The sequence below is a fragment of the Trinickia sp. NRRL B-1857 genome (assembly GCF_050470685.1).
In the GTDB taxonomy this organism is placed as follows: Bacteria; Pseudomonadota; Gammaproteobacteria; order Burkholderiales; family Burkholderiaceae; genus Trinickia.
Genome location: NZ_JBFLUK010000011.1, coordinates 1,287,473 through 1,311,466 on the forward strand (window position 1 = coordinate 1,287,473; position 23,994 = coordinate 1,311,466).

The following is a 23,994-nucleotide window of genomic DNA, read 5'->3' on the forward strand; positions in this document are numbered from 1 at the left end:
CAGTTTGACGATGTATCCTTAAGTCGCCCTTATGGCTGTGCAAGTCAGGACCAGGTTTGGCCGGCATCGCACCTTTCGCGCTGTTTCGTGTATTCGTCTTTGGGGAGGCTGCCCACGCTGGGCCACGGGCCGGCACTGAAGTCATTCCCGGCTCGCTAGCCTTCTAAGCCGCCATGCGCAAAAGCGGTCATGCGCACGATCTACGGGAGATGGCGGCGCCATCGAAAACAAGCGGCTCTGGCGCGTGCTGAGACGGTTCTTCGTGGTGGTGGCCGCGTTCACGTACAAGCAGCCCGGGACGGCAGAGAAACTGCGCCACACGAGCCCGCATTTGCTCGAACACCAATGCAAAAATCCAAAACGGGAAACCGCTACCGGCCTAAGCGCTTTCGTCTCGGCCCACTTCGAGCCTGCGGTCGCGGGCGAGCACGGAGGCCCGCTGATGGGCGAGCGCCATCAACGTCAGCAAGTGAACGAAGCTCGCCCGAGCTTCGGCCAGAAACGCAATGGATAGCCGGATATGGCGGCGACGTTCGTCATGAATCAGTGCGCCGAGCTTTTCCGCGCCATTGAGCACGTTACGCACGTGCGATTTCGATAAGCCCAGCATTTGCGCGATCGCAGCGCCGGTCAGTTCCAGCGGAACCGGAGCATCGACCGGCGTTTCCGCCTGAAGACAGACCCGGCAGTGCTCGCGTAGCAACGCGTAGGCAATACGCAAGCCGCACTCGTGATCGTCGAACCATTGCCATAACGGAAATCGCTCGCGCCGCGCCGCAATCGCGTCGATGACGATGATCGAGGCGCGTACATAGCGTTCGAAGTAGTCGGGGTCCTCACGCAACCGCAGATGCGCCCCCTCGGGCATCAAGCCCAATGCCACCGCCATCTCGAGGTGATGTTGGAGCCACGCGCGCAAGCCCTCCACGATCCGCTCGCTGGGAACGAGATGCTTACGGCGCGCATCTTCGGGGTCGGCTTCCGCGTAGATCAATCGGGCCGTCCGCGCGATCGCGACGAACGCGGCGAGCGTGCGGCCGCAACCGCAGCGTTCCTCGAGCCACCGCAGCGTCGGCCGTGGACCCGCTCCCGCTCGCCAGTCGAAGTGCGCAATGACGAGACGACCCATTGCATGGCTTTGAAACACCTTCGCGAAGATTTTGTTGATCAGCCGCTCGCCTACGAACAATCTCAACACGACCTCGGTGTGTCGTAGCAATGCCTGCATGTACCGTCGGTCGTCGATTTCCGGTGTCGAAAAATGCATGCCAAATTTGGACTTGAAGGTCGTGCGCCGGACATTGAATATGAATATTGCCGACGGCGTTAGCGCGATGACGATGCACCGCGCGGCTCACCCGACAAAACCAGTATCGCCACCATAAACGGGCGTCGCCGCAGCCGTGGGCCATGACGCATGCCTACAAACCGAGGAGCACATTATGTTGCAAGAAAGCGAAGTTGTAACGGCTGAAGCCCCATTGCTGCTGCCGGGCGTACACGCAATGGGTAACGGCTATGACGTGAACGGTGTTTATGCGACCCCTGAGAGCTTTGTCGGCGGTGGCCCATTGTTCGACTTCGGTTCGGAGACCTACGAAACGCAAATCGCCGGGCAGACTTATCGGCTTCCGAACGGAATGCGGGTTCAAGAGGATTTCAACGTCAGTTTCGAGCAGCAGATAAGCGATGATCTCGATACGTTTCGCTATCAGCTGGGCGAAGACGTCGGCGTCGAAGGCGGCTATCAGCTATTTAGTGCATCGCTCGACGTCAGCTTTGAAAAGCGGGACCAGCAGGTGACCCACATCACCCTTTCTGCTTCGCGTCTGGTTCACCGGCTTTGGATCATATCGCTTGAGCCGACCGATGTGCTGCGCGACAAGCTGCGTCCGGATGTGAAGCGCGATTTGAACGATCCTAAAGTCTCCCCCAATGAAATATTCAAACGATACGGCGCGTATTTCGTCGCCGAGGGCGTGTTCGGCGGGCGCGTAGATCACAACTCCGCAACGCGCCGCTATAAGATCGACTCCAGCATGGACCTCAGCGAGACTGCGAAAGCGTCGCTTGATGCGAAGCTCGGCAGAATCGGCTTCTCGCAAAAAACCGAACTTCAGCGGCAAATCGCCACCTTTCAATCGGTGTCGAACACGAGGCTACGGGTTGTCGGCGGCGATCCGGCCGCCGCAGCCAGAATTGAGAACGAGGACGATACAGCTTCCGCGTATGTGCAATGGGCCGGATCGCTTCTGAAGTTCGCGATGCTCACTGCCTTCACGTCCCAAAGCCTTAGGCCGATTTGGGATCTGGCGCAAACCGAGGCCCGGAAGAACGAAATCGCCGCCGCTTTCCAGCTTTACATGGCGAGCACACTACCGTCGATCTCCCAGATCGGTGCGCCGCTGGTGTGGATAGAAGAGCCGCCGATGGGGCACGACTTTACGGACAGATGGTCGTTCGCACAGAAATATTTGTCCGTTTTCCACCCGAACGTAGACAGTGGCTTTCAATGGGTCGGGCAATCGGCGCAACCGGACCACCAGAGCGTCGCTAAACACAAAACGCCTATCCTAAAGGATGCGTTCGATCTGGGGCTCCTGCGGGCGCCGAATACCTGGTTCTGCTTATGGTCGTTGAATCTTCCCGGCACGAATAACTTCTCGTGCTGGAGGGCTACGCCCCCTAACGGGTATCGCGCACTGGGAGACGTTTTCGTAGTTCAACCCGCGACCGAAGCGAACAGCACCATTCCGCCCGATCTGGTGAAAGATTACGCCTGCGTCCATGAAGACCTCTGTGAAGCGGTCACCAAGCTCGTCGACGAAATATGGAACGACGTGGGGACCGCGACAAGGCAGCGCATCACGCTGTGGACCTTCAAGGGTAAGGAGGGCGTGGCCGTAAATGCCCATACCTTCGTCGGCGTCCCGCACTGGGAAAAAGCGTCGAACGACGATCTCCGGTCCCTTGAAAACCACATTGCCTGCCTACGCAACGGGGCGGCAGTCTCCCCTAAGAAATTATTGGAAACACTCGAACAATTCCCGGAACTCAAGCAATGGGTACTATCGCGCGAGCAGGCGCGGTAATTCGAGCGCACACCGCGTCACGTAAGGCCTACTTCGCGTAGTTGCTGAACCGTCGCATCGCGTCCCTCGTGAAGACCCGAGGGACGCGCTATCGCTTCACACCGAGCAACGCGCTCATCTGCGCCGAAATGTCGGTCAGCGCCAACTGGCTGTGCACCTCGTTGATGACGACACCGATCAGCAAGGCCACGAGCAACACGGCGAGTGCACCTTTGACCGCATGCGCGAGCGAATTGATATCGAGCTTTTGCGCGGCCTTGCCGACGATGCCGAACCCGAGATCGACAAGCACGAGAATCATCACGATCGGCGCCATGAGCTTAGCGATCGTCTGCATCATCGAATCCGTTTCATGCATGGCGAACGATTCGAGGATGTTGCCGGCGATCGGCGTCACGCTGGCGAGCGGCCACCACCGGTATGACTCGTAAATCGCCGATAGCAAGAACGACATGCCGCCGAGCAGCCAGAATGCCGCGGTCACGCATTGCAACAGCAGCGTGGAGGTCAGCGTCGTTTGCTGCCCGCTTGTCGGGTTCGTCAACTGCACGTTGTTGTATCCGGCGACATCGTCGACATATTGGCCGACACTCTCGGCGGTCCAAAAGATCGTCGACGCCGCGAACCCGATGACGAGCCCGATCACCGCTTCCTTGACGGCCACTTCGACCAAAAACAGACCGTGCAACTGCGGCATGATGGCCTGCTGCCCGTATGCGACGACGCTGCTCCACAGCAGCGCCAGCCCGTTGCGTATGGGGCCGCGTATCAAGTTCTGGTCGGTCGGCGGCAGCACGATCATGACCGTCAGTAGCCGCACGCTGCAAAGTCCGAACAAAATCGCCAATTGATCGAGCGACGCGCCAAGATGCTGCAAATCCAAGTCGTTCATCGCATTCCCGTCTCGCCCGATGCCTCGACCGCCGGATCGGCGCGGCGCAAGCGCAACGCCCGCGCGGCCATGCTCTCCTCGACCTCTTCGTCCTGCGCATCCTCCACCGCTTGCTCGGCCACGAGCTTCAAATGGGCGATACGGCGTTCGTAGACTTCGATCTGGCCTTCATTGCGTAGGATCTGCCCGCGCGTCTCGATCATTTCGGACTCCTTTTGTTGCAGCACCTTCTGCGCCTTCGTCCATTCGCCCTGAGCCGCCGTATGCCGTTCCGCCACGACCGAGCGATACTCGCCGCAATGGGTAAAGAGCGGGATGCTGAGCGGAGCACGGCTCGAGAGCATGTCCCGCAGCCGCTTGTCGTATTCGGCCAGCTCCGCTGCTTGGACGTCGACGTCCGCCTTGGCCTGCGCCTCGCGCTGCGCCAACGCCGTATGCGCCGCACGCTGCGCGGCCAGCGATTCCCGGAGCGTTTCGTCGAGCCGGCGCCGGCGCGCAAGCATGACTTTCAAAGCCGTGATTCGCCTATCTTTCATCTGGCATGCACACCGTTAACCACGTAGCCGTGAGAGTGCGTCGAACGTCGCCGAAGGGTCGACGAACTCGTCGGTCCTCTGATTGAGGAACCCGCGAATCGCTTCCATTTTCGCGATCGCTTCGTCGGCCAGCGGATCGCTGCCGTCCTTGTACTCGCCCACCTGAAGCAACGTCTCGATTTCCTTGTACTTGGCCATCAGACGCCGCACATGCCCCGCGCGATCCATATGCTCGCGCGACGTCACCTGCGGCATGACGCGCGATAGGCTGCCGAGTACGTCGATGGCCGGGTACTGATTGCGCGCGGCAATTTCACGCGACAAAATCATGTGGCCGTCGAGAATCCCGCGTACCTCTTCCGCGATCGGATCGCCGCCCGATTCGTCCTCGGCCAGGACCGTGTAAAGCGCCGTGATCGACCCTTTCGCCGACAAGCCCGCGCGCTCGAGCAGCCGCGGCAGCTCGGCGAAAATCGAGGGCGGAAAGCCGCGCCGGGTAGGCGGCTCGCCCGCGGCCAGGCCAATCTCGCGCTGCGCGCGTGCGAAGCGCGTCAGCGAATCCATCATCAGCAACACGCTCATGCCGCGATCGCGGAAGTACTCGGCAACGGCCGTCGCCACATATGCGGCCTTCGCGCGCTCGATCGAGGAGCGATCCGACGTGGCGCACACGACGACCGACCGCGCCATCCCGTCCGGCCCGAGGATCTGCTCGACGAATTCGCGCACTTCGCGTCCGCGCTCGCCGATCAGCGCGATGACATTGATATCGCACCGCGCGCCGCGTGCGAACATGCCCATCAGCGTACTTTTGCCGACACCGGCAGGCGCGAAGATGCCCATACGCTGCCCTTCGCCGAGCGTCATCAAGCCGTCGACGATGCGCACGCCCGTCGGCAAGCTCTTTTCGAGCAACGGCCGGCTCATCGGACTCGGCGGATCGGCGAAGATCGGGCGGTAGTCGTCGCACGCGAGCGGTCCCCGTTCGTCGATCGGCAGTCCTAAGCTATCGATGACGCGACCGAGCAGCCCATCGCCGACCGGAACCGACAGCGGCCGCTTCAATCCGATCACCTGCGTCTCCCGCGATATATCGCCTAGGCGGCCGAACGGAGAAAGGATCGCTACGTCACGAGAAAAACCCACCACTTCGGCGTTTTGCAGCAAAGCGCCCGAGGACGTGCGCAACTCGCACAGTTCCCCGAGCCTGACGTCGATCCCCGTCACGCGGACAAGCGTGCCGATGACCTCGAGCACCTTACCGCGCGGCTCCAAATGCGGACGCGCCCGCAGCTCGGATTCGATCGCGGCGGCGAAGCCGCGCAAGCCCTGCAACGTCTCCGGCAAGGACGTGGCAGTGACGGTCGTGTCGGTCATACCGCCTCCTCTTCAGCGTCGAGCATCGGATCGCCCTCGGGCGCTGCGCGGATCGCGTCGCGGCCTATGTCTTCCGTGATTTCAAGCACCTGCGCTTGCTCGGTCGGCATAGGGTCGTCGTGGATCGAGTGACTTTCGTCGATGTCGCCGGCATCGGCGCCACTGCCGCTTCCGAGTGCATGTACCGATACGGTGGCCGTTTCGCGTTCCAGAGCGCGCTCCACCGCGGCGCGAACGGCCGCCAGTTGCGTCGCAAGGCTTGCATCGACCATCCCCAAATCGGATTCGCAGATGCAAGCGCCGGGCGCCAACTCGCGATCGGCGACGACAGTAACCGGCGCCATCCTGCCGCGCGCGCGGCGCTCGTCGGCAAAGCGGCTGAATTCGAGGGCGGCCGATTCGTATTCGTCGGGATGCACGCGCACCTTGAGATAGCTGCAACCTTCGGCGATGCGATCGAGCGCCGTCGTCGATCGCGCGAATAGCGCACCGGTATCCTCGCTGCGCACGATCTGCTCGACGGCCATCACGACGAGCTCGGCCAGACGCTCGCGCAACAAGACGTGCATATCGCGCTGCTCGCTGGCATGCTGCGCAACACGTGCATGCCAATCGCCGATTGCCTGCGTCGTGCCGGCCTCGTAACCGCGCCGCTCGGCATCGGTATATTCCTGCTGTGCTTGCTCGATCAGAACAAGCGCTTCTTGCTCGGCGCGCTCGACGATCTCGCTCGCACGCCGCTGTGCTTCGGCCAAGACCGCCTCGTGCTCGCGACGGCAAGCCTCGCCCGCTTCGTCTAGGGCCACGACGCTGGCGTAGACCTCGCGCCGTACGATGTCGCCCTCTTCGACCAGGCCAATATCGGCCAATGCACGCACCTCGCCGTTCAGTTCGACGTGGGGATTTCGCAGCCAAATGACCATGCAAGCTCCGGAAACAAGAGAGGCAAGCGGCTCAACACGAGCTCGCCGCCGTCGGCATCGAGGCCGGGTGCGCAGCGCTCGAGCCACGCAGGGGACGACAACGCACGCGGCAACGCGAGGCGAAGCAGCGCGCTATGCGCGCTGCCGCTGATCAGTAGGCCGTCGCGTTCGAACAAGCAGTAACCCTCCCACGCCAGCCCAGTCTCATCGAGCGATTCGAGCGGCCCGATACCGAGGGTTCGTCGCAGCGCCGAGATCTCCGGGGCCCCGGCAATCGCACCGAGCCATCGGAGCAACGCCGCGCCGTCATCGCCGAGGGAGGCGGCCAAGCGCGTGCGGCGGTCCCGATCGACGATGCGCCGCACTTCTGCACGTCGAAACACCAGCGAGCGCAACCTTGCGATACGCAACTGATCGACTACTGGCAACGCGGCCAGCGCCATGCCATGGCGCGAACGCCCGTCGCAAGGTTCGCGCGTATCGACGTACTCAAAAACCGACGCGGCCTCGAGCGGCGGTACGGCCAGCGCGCGCGCCAATGCGTTCGCACAATCGGGATGGGCGAGTGTGCCGGCGTCGAGCAGATCGGCCGATAACCAATCGGGCCACCAAGAGCGGTCGATCCATTCGATCGCCGTGGCCTGATTCCGCTCGAGCGCGGCGAGCCAAGCTGCCGCCATGCCGGCCGGGCTCCGCACATTCATATCGACTTGCATCGCTTTCTCCGGCCTGACGGGATTCCCGGCATTCGCTCGATCGCCGATGGGCGAATATCGACCCCATCAGGCATCGGCCGCGGCCTGAGCGTTGCCTGCATCGCCATCGCGCTTACGCTTGATGCGTTCGATCCATTGTCCGGCTGGGCCTTCGAGCAAGGCCTGACGCTTGATCAGCACGAGCAGTGCGGCGCCGCACAGGAAAAACGCGCAGAGTGCCGTCACGACGAGCCAGTTGCTTTTCGATTGCTGCATCGGCTCGAATTGCACCGGATCCGCCGGCACCGACGCCACGCTCACCTGGTCGTATGTCAGCCCTTCCACGCTGTGCACCACGAGATTCTTGATCTGTGGGGTGAGCGTCTCGAGGTTCGCGTTCGGCCGATACTTGATGAACACCGAGGCGGACGAGGGTTTGATCGCGGCCGCGAGCGGATCGTTATTCGGCAGCACGATCTGCACACGGGCGACGACGACGCCGTCGATTTTCGACAATGTGTCGGATAGCTCCTGCTGGACGCCGTAGATGAAGCGCACGCGCTCCTCGGTCGGCGTCGAGACGAGGCCGTCTTTCTTGAACAGATTGCCGAGGTCGTCGTACTTGCGCTCCGGCAAGCCGCGCGCGCGCAAGACCTCCATCGCACGCACCATCTGTTTGTCGTCGACCTCGACCGACCAGGTCTTGCCGCCATCGGGACTGGCCTTTTGCGCATCGACCCCCTCCTCCAGCAATGCGACGTCGATCTCGTTCGCATCGCGCTCGCTGAGGCCGCCGTACAACTCCTTGCGACAAGCGGCGAGCGACAGCACGATCGCGATGCAGGCAAGCGTGACGGCGCGCCTGCGATGAGCCGTAGCGAGGCGCGCAACGAGCCGTCCGATCTTCATCATTGATTCCTCATGAGCGTGCCGATGGCGTCTTTGGTCGACGTGACGACGGCCAGCTTCACTTGCATGTCGCATTGCAAGCCCGACGCTTCCATCATGACCTGCGTCTCGGCGGCGAAGCTTTGCTGCATCGTCATCTGCGGCATCGAATGAATCATGTACAGCGCATCGTTGGTCACGGCTTGCGTGGCAACGTCCTGATCGCGGACGATCTTCGAGATCATCGTCTCGGTATCCATCCCGTGGGCCTGCGGCGGCGCCATGTGGCCGCGATCGTAGAGCGCCGCGAATTTATCGGCGAGCTGCTGCGTTTGCGGCGAGCTCGGCGCACTCGCGGCAGTCTCGTGCGCCAGCAGCTGCTGTAAGTGCATCGAAACGAACATTTGATCCATGATGGCTCCCGGGATGGCTGAGCGACCAGGCGCGCTCGCCGTCCTTCGTGCGTTGTCGAACCGTGCGAATCGGGGATTCGCGTGGGTTACAGACGCATGTATTGGTTGCCCATCATCAGCGACGGGTCCATGGCGGTCGGCACGGGCTGAGCCTGAACGGCTTCTTCGGCTTCACGCTGCTGGCGCTCGGCGACGAGCTTTTTCAGTGAATCGGGAAATTCGAATTCGCCCGTCGTCTTGGACGCATCGATCGCGCGATTCAAGTCGTTGCGAGCGACGACGGTGCGGATCAGGCGAAGCGCGTCGGGCGACGTTTCGTCCTGTAGCATTTGATGGGCTTCGACGCGCCAGTCGGCGTCGTTGTTTTCGCTCATGCAATAGATTTGCATGGCGCGGCTATTCGGCAGGCAGTGCCCTTTCTCTGCCAGCTCGCGAAACACGTGCGTGGCCGCGATCCAGTCTCCGCGCACGATGAGCATGCGGCCCGCGATCATGTCGAGTTCCGGCACCGGTTCGCAGAGCAACCGCAGCGCGGCGATCATATTGTCCAGCTCGTCGTGGTCGACGCGGGTACGCGGGAATTTGTCGATCAACGCAAGGTTCAGCACTTCGACGAAGCCGCGCAGGATTTCATCGCCGCAATTCACATAGTCCTTCAATTCGCTCATGTCCATTCCCCCAGGATGCGTAGCCGACGGCCGGCCACACGAGGAAGGTAACAATCGCGAAGACGGAGACTGCGGGGTGGTGCGAAGCGAGGGGTAGGATTGCGAAGGAGCTCGGGCTGCCCTTCGCGGGCGACTTTAGCACCAAGGTGCCGAAGGCTCAGTACTCGGCAGGACGGGCAAGCGCCTCGTCGGGGTGACGCCACCGCGGCAGCTTGCTCAACGACGACAACCAACGCCGCACGTTCGGAAACTCGGCTTCGGCGATGCCGGCCTGCGAGAGCCAGAACAAATACGCCGAGCAACTGATATCGGCGATCGACGGCCCCGACTGCACTAGATATTCGGACGACGAAAGAAATTGATCGAGCGTTTGCAAATCGGCAATCGCACGGCGTTGCAAATACGACAAGACATCGGGCGGCTGTTTGTCCCACCGCAGGGAAAATCGCAAATTGGGAACGCTAAAACCGATTCGGTTCGTTTCCCACGATAGCCATTCCAAAATGGACTGCCAGTCCGAAGGCTCACCGCGGAAAACACCAAACTTTTGCGCGAGGTAAATCAGAATCGCGTTGGATTGACAGAGCGCTCGTCCGTCGTCGACGAGGACAGGCACTTCGCCGAACTTGCTCGCCGCGACAAATTCCGCAGGACGCTCGCTTCGCGGCGTATCGAGGTCGATCCAGCGATACTCGTGCGCAATGTCCGCCAGCAACAGAAGCGACCTGACCTTGTAGGAATGGCCCGATTCCGAGTTTGCATAGAGCAGCATGCGAGTCCTAGCGAATAGAGTTTGCTTGCCGCCCGATTACTTCATGAAGCAATCGTTAAACCCACGGCGCCAACGCGCGTCACCAGGCTAGTTCAACGAACGCGCCTGGCGACACCGATTACCGCGTTATTACGACGCAGTCACCACGTCGGCGGGTTGATGTTGCAACAATGCGAGCAGGCTGGCGATTTCGTCGCGCATCTTGCGACGATCGACGATCATATCGATCGCGCCCTTTTGTTGCAGGAACTCGGAGCGTTGGAAGCCTTCCGGCAGCTTCTCGCGCACGGTTTGCTCGATCACGCGCGGGCCGGCAAAACACACCAATGCCTTCGGTTCCGCGATCACGACGTCGCCGAGGAAGGCGAAGCTGGCCGATACGCCGCCCGTGGTCGGATCCGCCAATACCGAAATAAACGGCAGCTTCGCTTCCGAAAGCTTCGTCAGCATGACCGTCGTTTTCGCCATCTGCATCAGCGAAAGCAGACTTTCCTGCATGCGAGCGCCGCCCGAAGAAGCCACGCAAATGAACGGCACCTTCTCTTCTAGCGCGTTTTGCACGCCGCGCACGAAACGCTCGCCGACCACCGAGCCCATCGTACCAGCCATGAACGAGTACTCGAACACGGCCGCCACCACCGGCAACGTGTGGATCGTCCCACCCATCACCACGAGCGCATCCGTTTCGCCGGTTTCGTTCATCGCTTGCGCGATGCGTTCCGGATACTTGCGGCTGTCCTTGAACTTGAGCGCGTCGACCGGAACGACTTCCTGGCCCAGCTCGTAACGTCCTTCCTTATCGAGCAGGCCGTCCAGGCGGGCGCGCGCGCCGATCCGCATGTGATGATCACATTTGGGGCACACGTTCAGGTTCGCCTCGACGTCGTTGCGGTACAACACCGCTTCGCACGACGGACACTTTACCCACAACCCCTCGGGAATCGTCTTCCCCCGGGTTTTCGGATCCGTCTGCTTAATCTTCGGTGGCAACAGTTTATCGAGCCAACTCATTAGCCACTCCTTGGTTATTTTTCATTGACCAGTACTCTTCATCCAGGATGAGCGGCATTCATGATGCAGCTCACAGTGCGACGACCCTTTTTCGCATCGGCTACCGGACGAGTCTCGCAAGAAAATCGGCCGCCGATTATACCGCTTCTTTTCTCGACCATCGCCACGCGCCCGTTCCGGCCCTGAGCGCCCGGCTATCGGCGACGCGCCGGGAACGTCGAATCCCGGTGCGCCGCCGCCCGCCTTCAACTAACGTGAGCGATCTCCCTGCCCGCCGGGAACCGGATTTTGGCGAACGGATACGTCGGCAACGAGATCCGGCGCGCCTGTTGCCCCTCATACAAGGCGTGCCAAGCGATCTTGGCGCCTTGGGTCCACAACAGCACGAGCTTCTCCAAATCGCGCTCAGCAAGGAGCGACTGGACCAGCGTTTCCCCGGTTCGGCCCGATAACAGCATGCGGATTTTGCTTTGCTCCTTCGTATCGCTGCCGAACCCGCCGTTTCCGGCCTCCTCACCGTCATCCTCGGGCAGCGCCAGGTATTGCGTCATCGCTTGCACGAGTTCGTCTCGGTTTTGGACGACCCAGGCCACACGCACCTCCATCGCCTCGCGCGCCGTCTGGAGCGTGTAGGCGAGATCGGTCAGACAAATCGCTTCGTCGGCCTGCACGTGATCCAACATCCGCCGCACCACCGCCTTGAGCCTATCTTGCGTTTTCGCCGACAACACGACTGCCACGGGGCCGTCGTCCGTGCCCACCGGCGTTTGCGGCGGCACCGATTCGGCGACATATTCCTCGACGATCAGATTGGCATAGGAACCACCGGCGCCAAACGAATTGATCATGGCGCGGCGAGGCACCTCGCGCCGTTCGCCGTCGATTTCTACAACCGGCTGCGGCCAGTCCTGCAACGCCTGCTGCAAGTGAAACGGCGTGCCCTCGAAACTCAGATTCGGATTGAGCTTTTCGGCTTTGATCGAGGGCACGAGTTGCTTGTGGCGCAATTGCAGGACGACCTTCGCGAGCTGCGACACACCCGAGGCGGCTTCCGCATGTCCCATGTTCGACTTGACGGAGCCGATCGCGCAGAACTGCTGATCCGCCGTGAACTTGCGGAATGCCTTGTTCAGTGCGGCAACCTCGATCGGATCGCCCAACAGCGAACCGTTGGCGGCCGCTTCCACATAGCTGATCGTGCGCGGATCGATGTTCCCCTTGGTCAGCGCGTGCTCGATGAGGTCGGCTTGCGCATTGAGATTGGGCACCGCGTAACCGCTCGAGCGGCCGCTGTGGTTCGTGGCCGACGATTTGATGACGGCGAGAATGCGGTCGCCGTCGGCCACGGCGCGCGACAAAGGCTTGAGCAGTACCGCACCGGCGCCTTCGGCGGGCAATAGACCGTCGGCGTCGGCGAAGCTTCGACTGTCTGGATGGGAGCCGATCAACTGCGCTCGGCTCAATCCAACGAACTTCTTCTCGTCGATCGGCAAACTGACGCCGCCGGCGATCGCCAACTCGCACTCGCCGAGCAGCAAGTCCTTGCACGCCATATGGATGGCCACCATCGACGACGACGACATCGTATCGACGGCAATGCTCGGGCCTTGAAGTCCGAACAGGTACGAAGCCTTATTGGCGATCGAGCTTTGCGATTGATGCTTTTGATACATGGCGCCGACATACAAGCCAACCTTTCTTCGGTAGCGCTCTTGCAGCATCTCCCTCGTATGCCCGGTATCTTCGAGCAAATTCCAGATCGTTTCGAGAAAAACGCGCCCTTGCGGATCCATGAGCTCCGCTTCTTGGCGAGAAATATTGAAGAACTGCGCGTCGAACTCGTCTACCCCTTCAATAAAGCCGCCCCATTTGCTGTAGCTCTTGCCGGGCTTGTCCTTGTCGGGATCGAAGTACAAGTCGTGATCCCAGCGTTCGGCCGGAACCTCGCGGATGCAATCCTTTCCGGCGCGCAAATTCGACCAGAAGATATCGAGGTCGCGCGCTTCGGGGTACCGGCCGCTCATGCCGATGATCGCGATGGCGTCGGGCTCGCGCGCCGCAGGTTGCGCCGGCACCTTCGCCGCTACGTTGGCGGTGAACCGCTGCCGGCGGCTGAAGGTCGCAGGTTGCGGGGAAACGACGCTCTGCGCGGGCGCCGGGGCCGGCCGCGGATCCGGGCTTGGGTTCGCCGTTGGCGCCGGTTGGGCTTGGGCCTGTCCGGGCGCCAACACGGCCGCCATCGCCGCACCATGCGATCGCACGAGATATTCGGCCATGCTGCCCAACGTCGTGTATTCGAAGAAGACGGTGGGCTCGAGGGAGAGCCGGTAAGCTCGGTTTAGGTGATTGTTCAGCTGCGTGAATCCGATCGAGTCGATCCCATACTCGTTCAATTCCGCGTCGAGTTCGAGATGGGCGACCTCGACCTTCAGCATGGCCGAGACGATTTGCATCAGCGACGCTTGCACTTTATCGAGCAGATCGCCGTCGGCCGGTGCCGGACGAATCGCCGCTTCGGCTGGCGCTTGAGTAGACGCTTGAGTAGACGCTTGGGTAGACGCTTGGGTAGACGCTTGAGTAGACGCTTGGGTAGACGCTTGAGTAGACGCTTGAGTAGACGCTTGAGTCCGCGCTTGGGTCCGCGCTTGTGGCTGCGGCGCCGGCACCGGGACGGGCGCCGAAGGCGCGGCTACCGCTTTTTGCGGCCGTAGGAACATCGATTGCAGCCGTTTGACGGCGCCGGCCAGCACAACCACCTGCGATTGCCCGCCGGCAAGCGCGTCATAGAGCGCCTGAATGCCCGCAGCCGTTTCCAACGCGTGCATGCCGCGCGTTTGCAGCCGCTCCTGCACGGCGGCATCCACATGCATGCCGCCCTCGGCCCATAGCGGCCAATTCAGCGAGATCGTACGCCCGTGCCGCTGCCCCGTCTCGACCAAGCCGTTACGGTACGCTGCATAGCTGTCCATGAAGCCGTTGGCCGCCGCATAGTCGGCCTGCCCCACATTGCCGAACGCGCCCGCCACCGACGAGAACAACATGAGCCAATCGAGCGGTATCGCCTTCGTCGCTTCGTCGAGCGCCGTCAAACCGGAAACCTTCGGCGCCAACACCGCTTTCAACTCGGCGGTCGTTTTCCGGAGCAGGACGTTGTCCTGGATCACTCCCGCGCTATGCACGATCCCATGCAATGCGCCGAATTCGTCGACGATTCCCTCCACCAGGCCTTGGACGACCAGCGCATCGGCGATATCCGCTTGCCGGTATACCACCGTGGCACCGAGCGCGCGCAGTTGATCGAGTTGCGACTGCTTGCGCTCATCCAACGGCGAACGGCCGCTCAAGACGAGTACTGAAGCCTGTGCGCGCTGTGCGATCTCGCGCGCGAACAACAACCCCAGTCCACCCGCGCCGCCCGTGATGAGGTAAACACCGCCGTCGCGCCACGGCAATTGCGTCGGTTGGGCGATTGCCACTTCGGCCAATTCCACCACCTGCCGCTGTCCTTGCAGATAGCGCACGCGCACATCCTGCGCGGACGCCGCGTTCTCTTGCAGGGCTGCGACCACTTGCTCGGCGCTCGCTTGCTTGCTCAGGCTGATTACTTGTCCAATCAGCTTTGGACTTTCCTGGCGCGCGGTTTTCAGCAAGCCGGCCAAGCCCGCCAACAACTGAGCCTCGCCTTCGTCGGCGATCACGACTTGCATGAGTACGTCGCCCGCCGGTCGTGCCTGCAAGACCACTTGCAACAATGCCAGCATTTGCGTCGTTGCCGACTCGTAGCGTGCTGCAATCCCGCCTTCGCCGCGCAATACCTCGCACTGCGCCTGCGGCAATTGCGCTTCCACCGCGCCGGCCAACGCCGTCAATCCTTCACCGAGCACCACCCAGCGCTGCGCATAGGCCCTCGGCGGCTCGCTTTGGACGGGCTGCGTGCGCCACTCCGGCTTGAGCAGCAGGGTGCCGAGATCTGCATTTTCGGTCGCGCCTGCGCCGTCGATCATCCGCAGACTGAAACCTTCCAACTGCACGCAAACTCGGCCACTTTCGTCCATGACGTCGATATCTAGCTTGCGGACCGGGCTTTGGGCCGAGCTCCCCGCGCTATATCTCACCCACGCCCAGCCCTGCGACGGACAGGCGCTCAGAACTTGCAGCCGTTCCAAGCCGAACGGCAACGACGCCTTGCCGTCCGCCTCGCCCAGGCTCAGCCCCATCGAAGCTTGCAATGCGGCATCCATGATGCTCGGATGCAAAACGAACGGCTGCACGCTTCCCCCCGCCTGCATCGCGAGCTTGGCAAGTACTTGCGTCTGGCCCTGCGAATCTCGCCCGAGGTGTAGCGCTTCGAGCCCACGGAAGCTGGTGCCGTATTGCAGCCCGAGCGCATCGAACACCGCATAGCACTGCGCGCCGTCGACACGTTTGTCTTGGCATTGGCCGCGGAGCACATCCAATTGCACCGCTTCGGGTTGCTCGACGACACCTAGGATCGCTTGTCCCTGTGAATACACCACCGGTTCGGCGTTTCGATCCGCTTGCGCGTAGATCTCGTACTCGATCTCGCCGCCGTCTTGCGGCATCAAGGCGATATGTACCGCTTGCCCGCTTTCGCCCACGACGAGGGGCCGGGCGAATACCACTTGCTTGAGGACGATGCAAGGCGCCTCGTCTTGCGCAATATCCGCCGCTTGCGCGACGGCAGCGCGCGCCATCTCCAAGTGGGCCACGCCTGGCAGGACGTGCTGCCCCTGAACCACGTGGTCGCGCAAGAAAAACTCTTCCCCTTTGAACGTCGAGCTAAAACGCTGTTGGTTAAACGTCGAGGTGTTCTGATGCACGAGCGGATGCAATACCGCAGCGCTTGCGGCCGTACGTTCCTTTGTGACTTGCACCCAATACCTGTCCTTCGCGAACGGATAGGTGGGCAAGCTGATGCGGCGCGGTTTCACGTCGTCATAGAGCTTGTTCCAGTCAAATACCAAACCCTTCACCCACAACTCGAGCAGCTTGCCGTACTTGCCTTTGGCCACCCACGACTCGATCGCGTGTTGCAGATCCTCGTCGCCCGCGAATAGACCCAGCGCATCCTTGTTGCGTTTCGCTTGACCGGTGTGGACATCCTCCGCGTCCTGACCGTTGAGGATCGCTTGCAGCTTATGCTTGAGTGCATCGACCGAGTCGACAAGCAGCCCCACGCGCGATTCCATTGCTTCGCGGCCTACTTGCAGCGTGTATGCCACGTCGGCCAGATCCGCATCGGTCAGCTTGCCCGATTCCACCGCCTCCAGCAGTTGGCGAACTTGGTCTTTCAAACGATCTTCGTTCTTAGCCGACAGCACCACCACCGCCGGCCGCGCCGACGATACCGGCACCACCACACGTGCCTCGTCGCTCGGGATGTACTCCTCCAGAATGACGTGCGCGTTCGATCCACCTGCACCGAACGAAGAAACGCCCGCAATACGTGGATATTCACGCGCCGGGCCGCCGTCGATTGAGAGCACCGGCCGCTTCCATTCCCCCAGCTCTTGCTGCACGACGAACGGCGTCTTCTTGAAGTCGATGTTCGGATTGAGCGTTTCCGAATGCAAGCTCGGCACCAGCTTCTTGTGCTTCATTTGCAGCAGCACTTTCGTAATACCCGCAATGCCCGCCGCACTCTCGCAATGCCCAATATTCGATTTGGCCGAACCAATTGCGCAGTACTGGCCTGCGTCGCCGGTTTGGCCGAACGCCTTGCTCAAGCCCGTAATCTCGATCGGATCGCCCAACGATGTACCCGTGCCGTGTGCCTCGATGTAGCTGATCGTGCGCGGATCCACGCCCGAGCTCTTCAACGCTTGGCTGATCACACTCGCCTGCGCATTCGGGTTCGGCACCGAGTAGCCGTTGGTCTTGCCCCCATGGTTGATCGCCGTGCCCTTGATCACGCCATGAATTTGATCGCCATCCGCAATCGCCTTCGCCAGCGGCTTGAGCAGCACCGCACCGACGCCCTCACCCGGCACATACCCATCGCCGCCTTCACCGAAGCTCTCGCAGCGCCCCTTGCTGGAGGTGAACTTGCCGCCCGAGAGCAGCAGATACTTGTTCGGATGCACCGAGACATTCACCCCACCAGCCACAGCCAACTCACATCCACCACGTTGCAAGCTGTGGCAAGCCAAGTGCAGCGCGGTCAGTGACGACGAGCACATCGTGTCGAGCGCCAAGCTGGGCCCGTGGAAATTGCAGAAGTACGACACCCGGTTCGCGATCGACGAAGCGCTGCCCGAAATCGCCAACCCACGGCCACGCACTTGCTCCTGTGCGCCATAGAGTTGGTATTCCTCGTACATCACGCCGACGAACACGCCGACATTGCCCTCTAGCCCAAGCCCTTGGTACTGCCGCAAGCGCTCCCGCGTATAGCCCGCATCTTCCAACGTCTCGTACACACATTGCAGGAACAGGCGCTCTTGCGGATCCATGAGTTCGGCTTCACGCGGCGAGATATTGAAGAACAGCGGATCGAATTGATCCACGCCCTCCATAAACCCGCCCCACTTGCTGTAGCTCTTGCCCAGCTTTTCTTTGTCGGGGTCGAAATACAGCCCATGATCCCAGCGCTCGCCGGGAATCTCGCGAATGCAATCCTTGCCCTCGCTCAGATTCGACCAGAACGCATCGAGATTGCGCGCATCGGGGTATCGGCCGCTAATCCCGATAATGGCGATGTCCATATCGTTCGAGACAGGCGCCGCTTGTTCGCGCTTAGCACTGCGAGGCGCGAAACGGCTCGTACGTACGCGGCTACCCGCGACAGCGGGCATTGCACGCGGCTCGACCGCTACCGGCCGCGCCGTTTCGCCACGCGTGTCCACACCCAGCAATGCGACCAACCGATCACGATGCGACTGTACGAAGTACTCGGCCAACGCGCCCAGCGTTTGATACTCGAAGAACAGCGTCTTCGAGAGCGAACCAAAATGTTTTTCGAGTTCAGACGTCAGTTGCAGGACCAAGACCGAATCGATCCCGTATTGCTCCAGAGGCGCATCCCCATCGATCCGGTCTGCCGGCAACTTCAATGTCGATGACAGGAGCCGCTTCAGATATTGAGCGGCCCTCTCGGTCAAATCGTCCGCGTTAGTGGTCACCGAGCTAGCCTGGTTCGATACCGGGCGCTCCGAGACGGGCGCGGCATCCGACGGCGGCAAGAACATCGACTCCAGTTGCTTCACCTTGCCCGCCAACACCACGATTTGTGACTGCCCCGAAGCGAAAGCGTCGTAAAACGCCTGAATCCCCAAGGACGTTTCGAGCGCATGAAACCCGCCCGCCTCGATTCGCTCCCGCACGGCGGCATCTACCCGCATGCCGCCGTCGGCCCACAGCGGCCAGTTCAACGAAACCGAATGCCCATGGCGCTGCCCGGCCGCGACCAAACTATTTCGGTACGCCGCGTAGCTATCCATGAAGGCATTGGCTGCCGCGTAATCCGCCTGCCCGACATTGCCCAGCGCGCCCGCGAGCGAGGAGAACAACACCAGCCAATCGAGCGCTATCGCCTTCGTGGCTTCATCGAGCGCGACCAGCCCCGACACCTTCGGCGCCAACACCGCGCTCATTTCGGCCGGCGTCTTCTTCAGCAAGAAGTTGTCCTCGATTACGCCCGCGCTATGCACGATGCCATGCAACGCGCCGAACTCGTCGACGATCCTGTCCACCAAACCTTGCACCGTCAGCGCGTCGGCGATGTCCGCTTGCCGGTACGCGACCGTGGCACCCAATGCGCGCAACTCGTCGAGCTGCGATTGCTTACGGTCATCCAACGGCGAACGGCCGCTCAGCACGAGCACCGGTGCCTTGGCGCGCAGCGCAATCTCGCGCGCGAAAACAAGCCCCAATCCTCCGGCGCCGCCGGTGATCAAGTAAACGCCGGCATCGCGCCAGAGCAATGCGTTTGCGTTATCGGCCGGTCCTGCGCTCAATTTGGCTAGACCGACGACTTGCCGTTGCCCATCGACATAACGTACTCGCACGTCTTGCGGGCTTGCCGCGTTCTCGTGCAGCGCCGCGGCGACTTGCTCGGCATTCGCTTGCTTGCTCACGCCGATCAGTTGCCCGATCAACTTCGGATTTTCTTGACGCGCGGTTTTCAGTAGGCCCGATAAGCCTGCCAACAACTGAGCTTCGCCTTCGTCGGCGATAACAACCTGCAACAGCACGTCGCCGCGTGGGCTGGGCTGCAACATCGATTGCAGCAACGCTAGCATCTGCGTCGTTGCCGATTCGTAGCGCACCGCAAGAGGACCTTCGCCGCGCAATATGTCGTAATCGGCCTGCGGCAACCGCGCCTTTAGAGCGTCGGCCAAATCAGCGAATTCCTGAGCAAGCACGACCCGACGCTGCGTATAGGCGCGCGGCGCCGGCGTATCGATCGCCTGTGCGCGCCATTCGGGCTTAAGCAGGAGTGTGCCGATGTTGGAGGATTTCGCCGCCACCGCCGGATCCACCGTGCGGAGGCTGAAATCTCGCAGTTGCACGCAAACCCTGCCGTCTTCGTCCATGACGTCGATATCGAGCTTTCGCACCGGGCTTTGCGCCGTACTACCCGCGCTATAGCGGACCCACGCCCACGCCTGAGACGGGCAGGGGCGCAGAACGCTCACTTCGCCGATGGCGAACGGCAGAGAGGCCTTGCCCCCCGGCTCGCCAAGACTCAAACCCATCGAGGCCTGCAATGCGGCATCCATCACGCTCGGATGCAACATGAACGGCTCGACGCTTAGGCCTGCCGGCATCGTCAGCTTCGCAAGCACCTGCGGCTGGCCCTGGTGAGATTGGCCGAGGTCTAACGCCTCGATCCCACGGAAACTCGCGCCGTAACGCAATCCCAAAGCCTCGAACGCCGCATAGCACTGAGCGCCGTCTATGCGCTTGTCCTGACATTGGTCGCGTAGTGCCGCCAAATCCACAGACTCGGCCTGCATCGCTTCATTCAGGACCGCATGCCCCTGCGAATGCACGATCGGTTCCGCGTCTTCTTGCCCCAGCGTGTAGATTTGGTATTCGATGTCGCCATCGTCCTGCGGCATCAACGCAACGTGAACCTCCTCTCCGGCCTCGCCCACGGCCAGCGGACGCACGAAGGCTACTTGCGCTAGGGTGATGCTTGCGGCACCCGTCGTTTTCTCAATGGCGGCCCGCGCCATTTCCAAATGCGCGACGCCGGGCAGCATACGCTGTCCCTGCACGATGTGATCGCGCAGGAAAAACTCGTCGCCTGTGAACGTCGAGCTGAAGCGTTGTTCGCTAAAGTCCGACGTATTTTGATGGAGCAGCGGATGCAGTTTGGCGCCGGCTATCGCGGTTTGCTCCTTCGTCACCGGGATCCAGTACCGCTCCTTCGCAAAAGGATAGGTCGGCAAACTGACGCGGTGCGGTTTCGCATCGGCGTAAAGCGCGTCCCAGTCGATGGTCATGCCCTTGGTCCACAACTCAAGCAGCTTGCCGTGTTTGCCTTTGGCCACCCATGACTCGATCGCTTGCTGGAAGTCCTCGTCGCCCGCGAATAGACCCAGCGCCTCCTTGTTGCGTTTCGCTTGACCGGTGTAGACGTCGTCTACGTCCTGACCGTTGAGAACCGCTTGTAGCTTATGCTTGAGCGCATCCATCGAATCGACGAGTAGTCCCACGCGCGATTCCATCGCCTCTCGGCCTACTTGCAGCGTGTATGCCACGTCGGCCAAGTCTGCATCGCTCAAGTCGCCGGATTCGAAGACCTCCAGCAGTTGGCGGACTTGGTCTTTCAAACGATCATCGTTCTTAGCCGACAGCACCACCACCGCCGGCCTCGCCGACGACACCGGCACCACCTCACGCGCCTCGTCGCTCGGGATGTACTCCTCAAGAATGACGTGCGCGTTCGATCCGCCCGCACCAAACGAAGAAATCCCCGCGATGCGCGGATATTCGCGCGCAGGGCCGCCATCGATCGATACCACCGGCCGCTTCCATTCCCCCAGCTCTTGCTGCACGACGAACGGCGTCTTCTTGAAGTCGATGTTCGGATTGAGCGTTTCCGAATGCAAGCTTGGCGCCAGCTTCTTGTGCTTCATTTGCAGCAGCACTTTTGTAATGCCCGCGATGCCCGCCGCGCTTTCGCAATGCCCGATGTTCGATTTGGCCGAGCCGATTGCGCAATACTGGCCTGCGTCGCCGGTCTGGCCGAACGCCTTGCTCAAGCCCGTGATCTCGATCGGATCGCCCAGCGCGGTACCCGTGCCATGCGCTTCGATGTAGCTGATCGTGCGCGGATGTACCCCCGCGCTCTTCAACGCTCGGCCAATGACGCTCGCCTGAGCATTGGGATTCGGGACCGAGTAGCCGTTGGTCTTGCCGCCATGGTTGATCGACGTACCTTTGATCACACCGTGAATATGGTCGCCGTCGGCAATCGCCTTCGCCAGCGGCTTGAGCAGCACCGCACCGACGCCTTCACCCGGCACATATCCGTCGCCACCTTCACCGAAGCTCTCGCAGCGCCCTTTGCTGGAGGTGAACTTGCCGCCCGAGAGCAGCAGATACTTGTTCGGATGCACCGACACGTTCACCCCACCGGCCACCGCCAATTCGCAGCCGCCGCGCTGCAAGCTTTGGCACGCTAGGTGGAGCGCCGTCAGCGACGAAGAGCACATCGTGTTGACCGCTAGGCTGGGGCCGTGGAAGTTACAGAAGTACGAGACCCGATTTGCCACGGAAGACGCGTTGCCCGGAATGGCCAGCCCGCGGCCGCGCGCTTGCTCCTGCGCGCCATAGAGCTGGTATTCCTCATACATCACGCCGACGAATACGCCGACATTGCCGTCCGATCCCTGCGCGTCATACTGGCGCAAGCGCTCACGCGTGTAGCCGGCCTCCTCCAGCGTCTCGTACACGCATTGCAGGAACAGCCTCTCCTGCGGATCCATCAGTTCGGCTTCGCGCGGCGAGATATTGAAGAACAGCGGATCGAACTCGTCCACGCCTTCGATGAATCCGCCCCACTTGCTGTAGCTCTTGCCCAGCTTCTCTTTGTCGGCGTCGAAATACAGATCGTGATTCCACCGCTCGGCCGGGATCTCGCGAATGCAGTCCTTCCCCTCGCTTAAATTCGCCCAAAAGACGTCGAGGTTGCGTGCTTCGGGATATCGCCCGCTCACACCGATGATCGCGATATCCATATCGTTCTGCACTGCCGGCGTATCCCGTTTGATGCTAGCGGCCGAGAACCGGCTTTCGCGCGCTTGGGCCGCCGTCCGCATAGGCGCAGCGGGCGCTTGCGACCTAGGCTGAGCTGCTTGAGATCGCTTCTCGATGCCGAGCAGTGCAATCAGGCGGTCGCTATGCGACTGCACGAAATAGTCGGTCAATGCGCGTAGCGTTTGGTACTCGAAGAACAGCGTCTTCGAAAGCGGACCGAAGCGCTTCTCCAGATCGGTAGTCAATTGAAGCACCAGGATCGAATCGATCCCGTATTGCTCCATCGGCGCATCGGCATCGATGCGGTCGGCGGACAGCTTCAATGTCGACGACAACAACCGCTTCAAGTAATGGCCGGTCTTCTCGGTCAGCTCGCTCGAGACGGTCTCTTGCGAACCCGCGGGCGCCGCCGTTTCCGCCTTATCGATTGAAGACTCGGATCGGGCTTCCGTACCGGACTGGTCTTGCTCAGTGGCCCCGGCCTGTTCGCTCTCGACCATCCGTGAGCTAAAGCCCTCCAAACGCACACACACGCGACCCTGCTCATCGACGAGATCGATGTCCAGCTTGCGAACCGGACTCTGAGCGGTACAACCCGCGCTATACCTCACCCATGCCCAAGCACGCAACGGACTTGCGCCGAAGACGCGCAACCGCTCGAGGGCGAACGGCAATGAGGCCTTGCCGCCGGATTGACCGGGCTCGCTCGGTTCACCGAGGCTCAGACCCAGCCCGGCCTGGAGCGCCGCGTCCATGATGCTCGGATGCAATACGAAGGGCGCGGCGCTCGAACCGGCCGGCATCGCGAGCTTCGCCAGCACCTGAAGCTGCCCCTGCTCGTCTCGCCCGATACCCAGCGATTCGACCGCACGGAAGCGCTCGCCGTAGTTGAGCCCAAGCGCATCGAACACGGCGTAGCACTGTGCACCGTCTACGGTTTTTTCCTGACAACGCACCCGCAAGTCGTCCAACGGCAGTACTTCGGGTTCGGTCGGTTCATACCGTACCGCTCGCCCCTGCGAATGCACGAGCGCCGGCGCATCGGCATCAGCCCGCGTGTAGATCTCATAGTCGATTTCGCCGCCGTCGCGCGGCTTCAGCGCGATATGAACCGCTCGCCCCGCCTCGCTCACCGCCAACGGCCGGACGAAGACGACGCCTTGTAGCGCGACGCCTGCGAAGTCCGAAGCCTGCGCAACTGCTGCGCGCGCCATCTCCAAGTGCGCGACGCCGGGCAGCACACGCTGCCCCTGGACGACGTGATCGCGCAGGAAAAACTCTTCGCCATTAAAGGTGGAGCTGAACCGCTGCTCGTTCGCATCCGACGTATTTCGATGAACGAGCGGATGCAACACCGGCGCGGAAGCGTTGGACGCACTCCTTTCCGCGGATCCTCGCAACTGTTTTACAAGACTGATCGCCTCTTCTTTATTCAGTCCATCATGCTTGACCTGAGTGAGCAAGTAATGAACGAGATCCGTCTTTTTCATAAATTTTT

Annotated in this window: 13 protein-coding genes; 1 reads left to right on the forward strand and 12 read right to left on the reverse strand. The window is 61.5% G+C overall.

What is annotated here, in order from left to right; all coding sequences use genetic code 11:
- Positions 1–379: 379 nt before the first annotated feature.
- Positions 380–1,195 (reverse strand): hypothetical protein, encoded by an 816-nt coding sequence (locus tag AB1286_RS26560; protein ID WP_430366202.1) that lies wholly within the window; start codon positions 1,193–1,195, stop codon positions 380–382.
- A gap of 247 nt (positions 1,196–1,442) precedes the next feature.
- Between AB1286_RS26560 and AB1286_RS26565 the strand changes: the two genes are divergently transcribed.
- Complete coding sequence (locus AB1286_RS26565) at positions 1,443–3,092, forward strand: Vps62-related protein (protein WP_430366203.1); 1,650 nt, start codon at positions 1,443–1,445, stop codon at positions 3,090–3,092.
- Between the two features lie 88 nt (positions 3,093–3,180).
- On the opposite strand, the gene sctT is transcribed toward AB1286_RS26565, so the two are convergent.
- From sctT to AB1286_RS26620, 11 genes are all read right to left on the reverse strand, one after another.
- Positions 3,181–3,984, reverse strand: coding sequence for a type III secretion system export apparatus subunit SctT (gene sctT, locus AB1286_RS26570; protein ID WP_430366204.1), 804 nt, complete (start codon positions 3,982–3,984; stop codon positions 3,181–3,183).
- Positions 3,981–4,520 carry a hypothetical protein gene (locus AB1286_RS26575; RefSeq protein ID WP_430366205.1) on the reverse strand — a complete coding sequence of 180 codons (540 nt, stop codon included), beginning with the start codon at positions 4,518–4,520 and terminating at the stop codon, positions 3,981–3,983. Before AB1286_RS26575 ends, sctT begins: the two co-directional genes overlap by 4 nt.
- 15 nt (positions 4,521–4,535) lie before the next feature.
- Positions 4,536–5,897 (reverse strand): type III secretion system ATPase SctN, encoded by a 1,362-nt coding sequence (gene sctN, locus AB1286_RS26580; RefSeq protein WP_430366206.1) that lies wholly within the window; start codon positions 5,895–5,897, stop codon positions 4,536–4,538.
- The gene (gene sctL / locus AB1286_RS26585) at positions 5,894–6,820 is read right to left on the reverse strand and encodes a type III secretion system stator protein SctL (protein WP_430366207.1); all 927 of its coding nucleotides are present in this window, start codon (positions 6,818–6,820) and stop codon (positions 5,894–5,896) included. The genes sctN and sctL overlap by 4 nt, the downstream gene beginning before the upstream one ends.
- Entirely contained in the window at positions 6,784–7,536 is a 753-nt protein-coding gene (locus AB1286_RS26590; protein WP_430366208.1) for a type III secretion protein HrpB4, read from the reverse strand. Before AB1286_RS26590 ends, sctL begins: the two co-directional genes overlap by 37 nt.
- Before the next feature lie 66 nt (positions 7,537–7,602).
- Positions 7,603–8,424 carry a type III secretion system inner membrane ring lipoprotein SctJ gene (sctJ, locus tag AB1286_RS26595; RefSeq protein WP_430367326.1) on the reverse strand — a complete coding sequence of 274 codons (822 nt, stop codon included), beginning with the start codon at positions 8,422–8,424 and terminating at the stop codon, positions 7,603–7,605.
- On the reverse strand, positions 8,424–8,816 hold the full coding sequence (locus tag AB1286_RS26600) for a type III secretion protein HrpB2 (protein WP_430366209.1): 393 nt from the start codon (positions 8,814–8,816) through the stop codon (positions 8,424–8,426). Before AB1286_RS26600 ends, sctJ begins: the two co-directional genes overlap by 1 nt.
- 86 nt (positions 8,817–8,902) lie before the next feature.
- Positions 8,903–9,484, reverse strand: coding sequence for an HrpB1 family type III secretion system apparatus protein (locus AB1286_RS26605; RefSeq protein WP_430366210.1), 582 nt, complete (start codon positions 9,482–9,484; stop codon positions 8,903–8,905).
- A gap of 157 nt (positions 9,485–9,641) precedes the next feature.
- Entirely contained in the window at positions 9,642–10,256 is a 615-nt protein-coding gene (locus tag AB1286_RS26610) for a glutathione S-transferase family protein (protein WP_430366211.1), read from the reverse strand.
- A gap of 129 nt (positions 10,257–10,385) precedes the next feature.
- Complete coding sequence (gene accD, locus AB1286_RS26615; RefSeq protein ID WP_430366212.1) at positions 10,386–11,267, reverse strand: acetyl-CoA carboxylase, carboxyltransferase subunit beta; 882 nt, start codon at positions 11,265–11,267, stop codon at positions 10,386–10,388.
- A gap of 245 nt (positions 11,268–11,512) precedes the next feature.
- The gene (locus AB1286_RS26620; RefSeq protein WP_430366213.1) at positions 11,513–23,986 is read right to left on the reverse strand and encodes an SDR family NAD(P)-dependent oxidoreductase; all 12,474 of its coding nucleotides are present in this window, start codon (positions 23,984–23,986) and stop codon (positions 11,513–11,515) included.
- Positions 23,987–23,994: the final 8 nt, after the last annotated feature.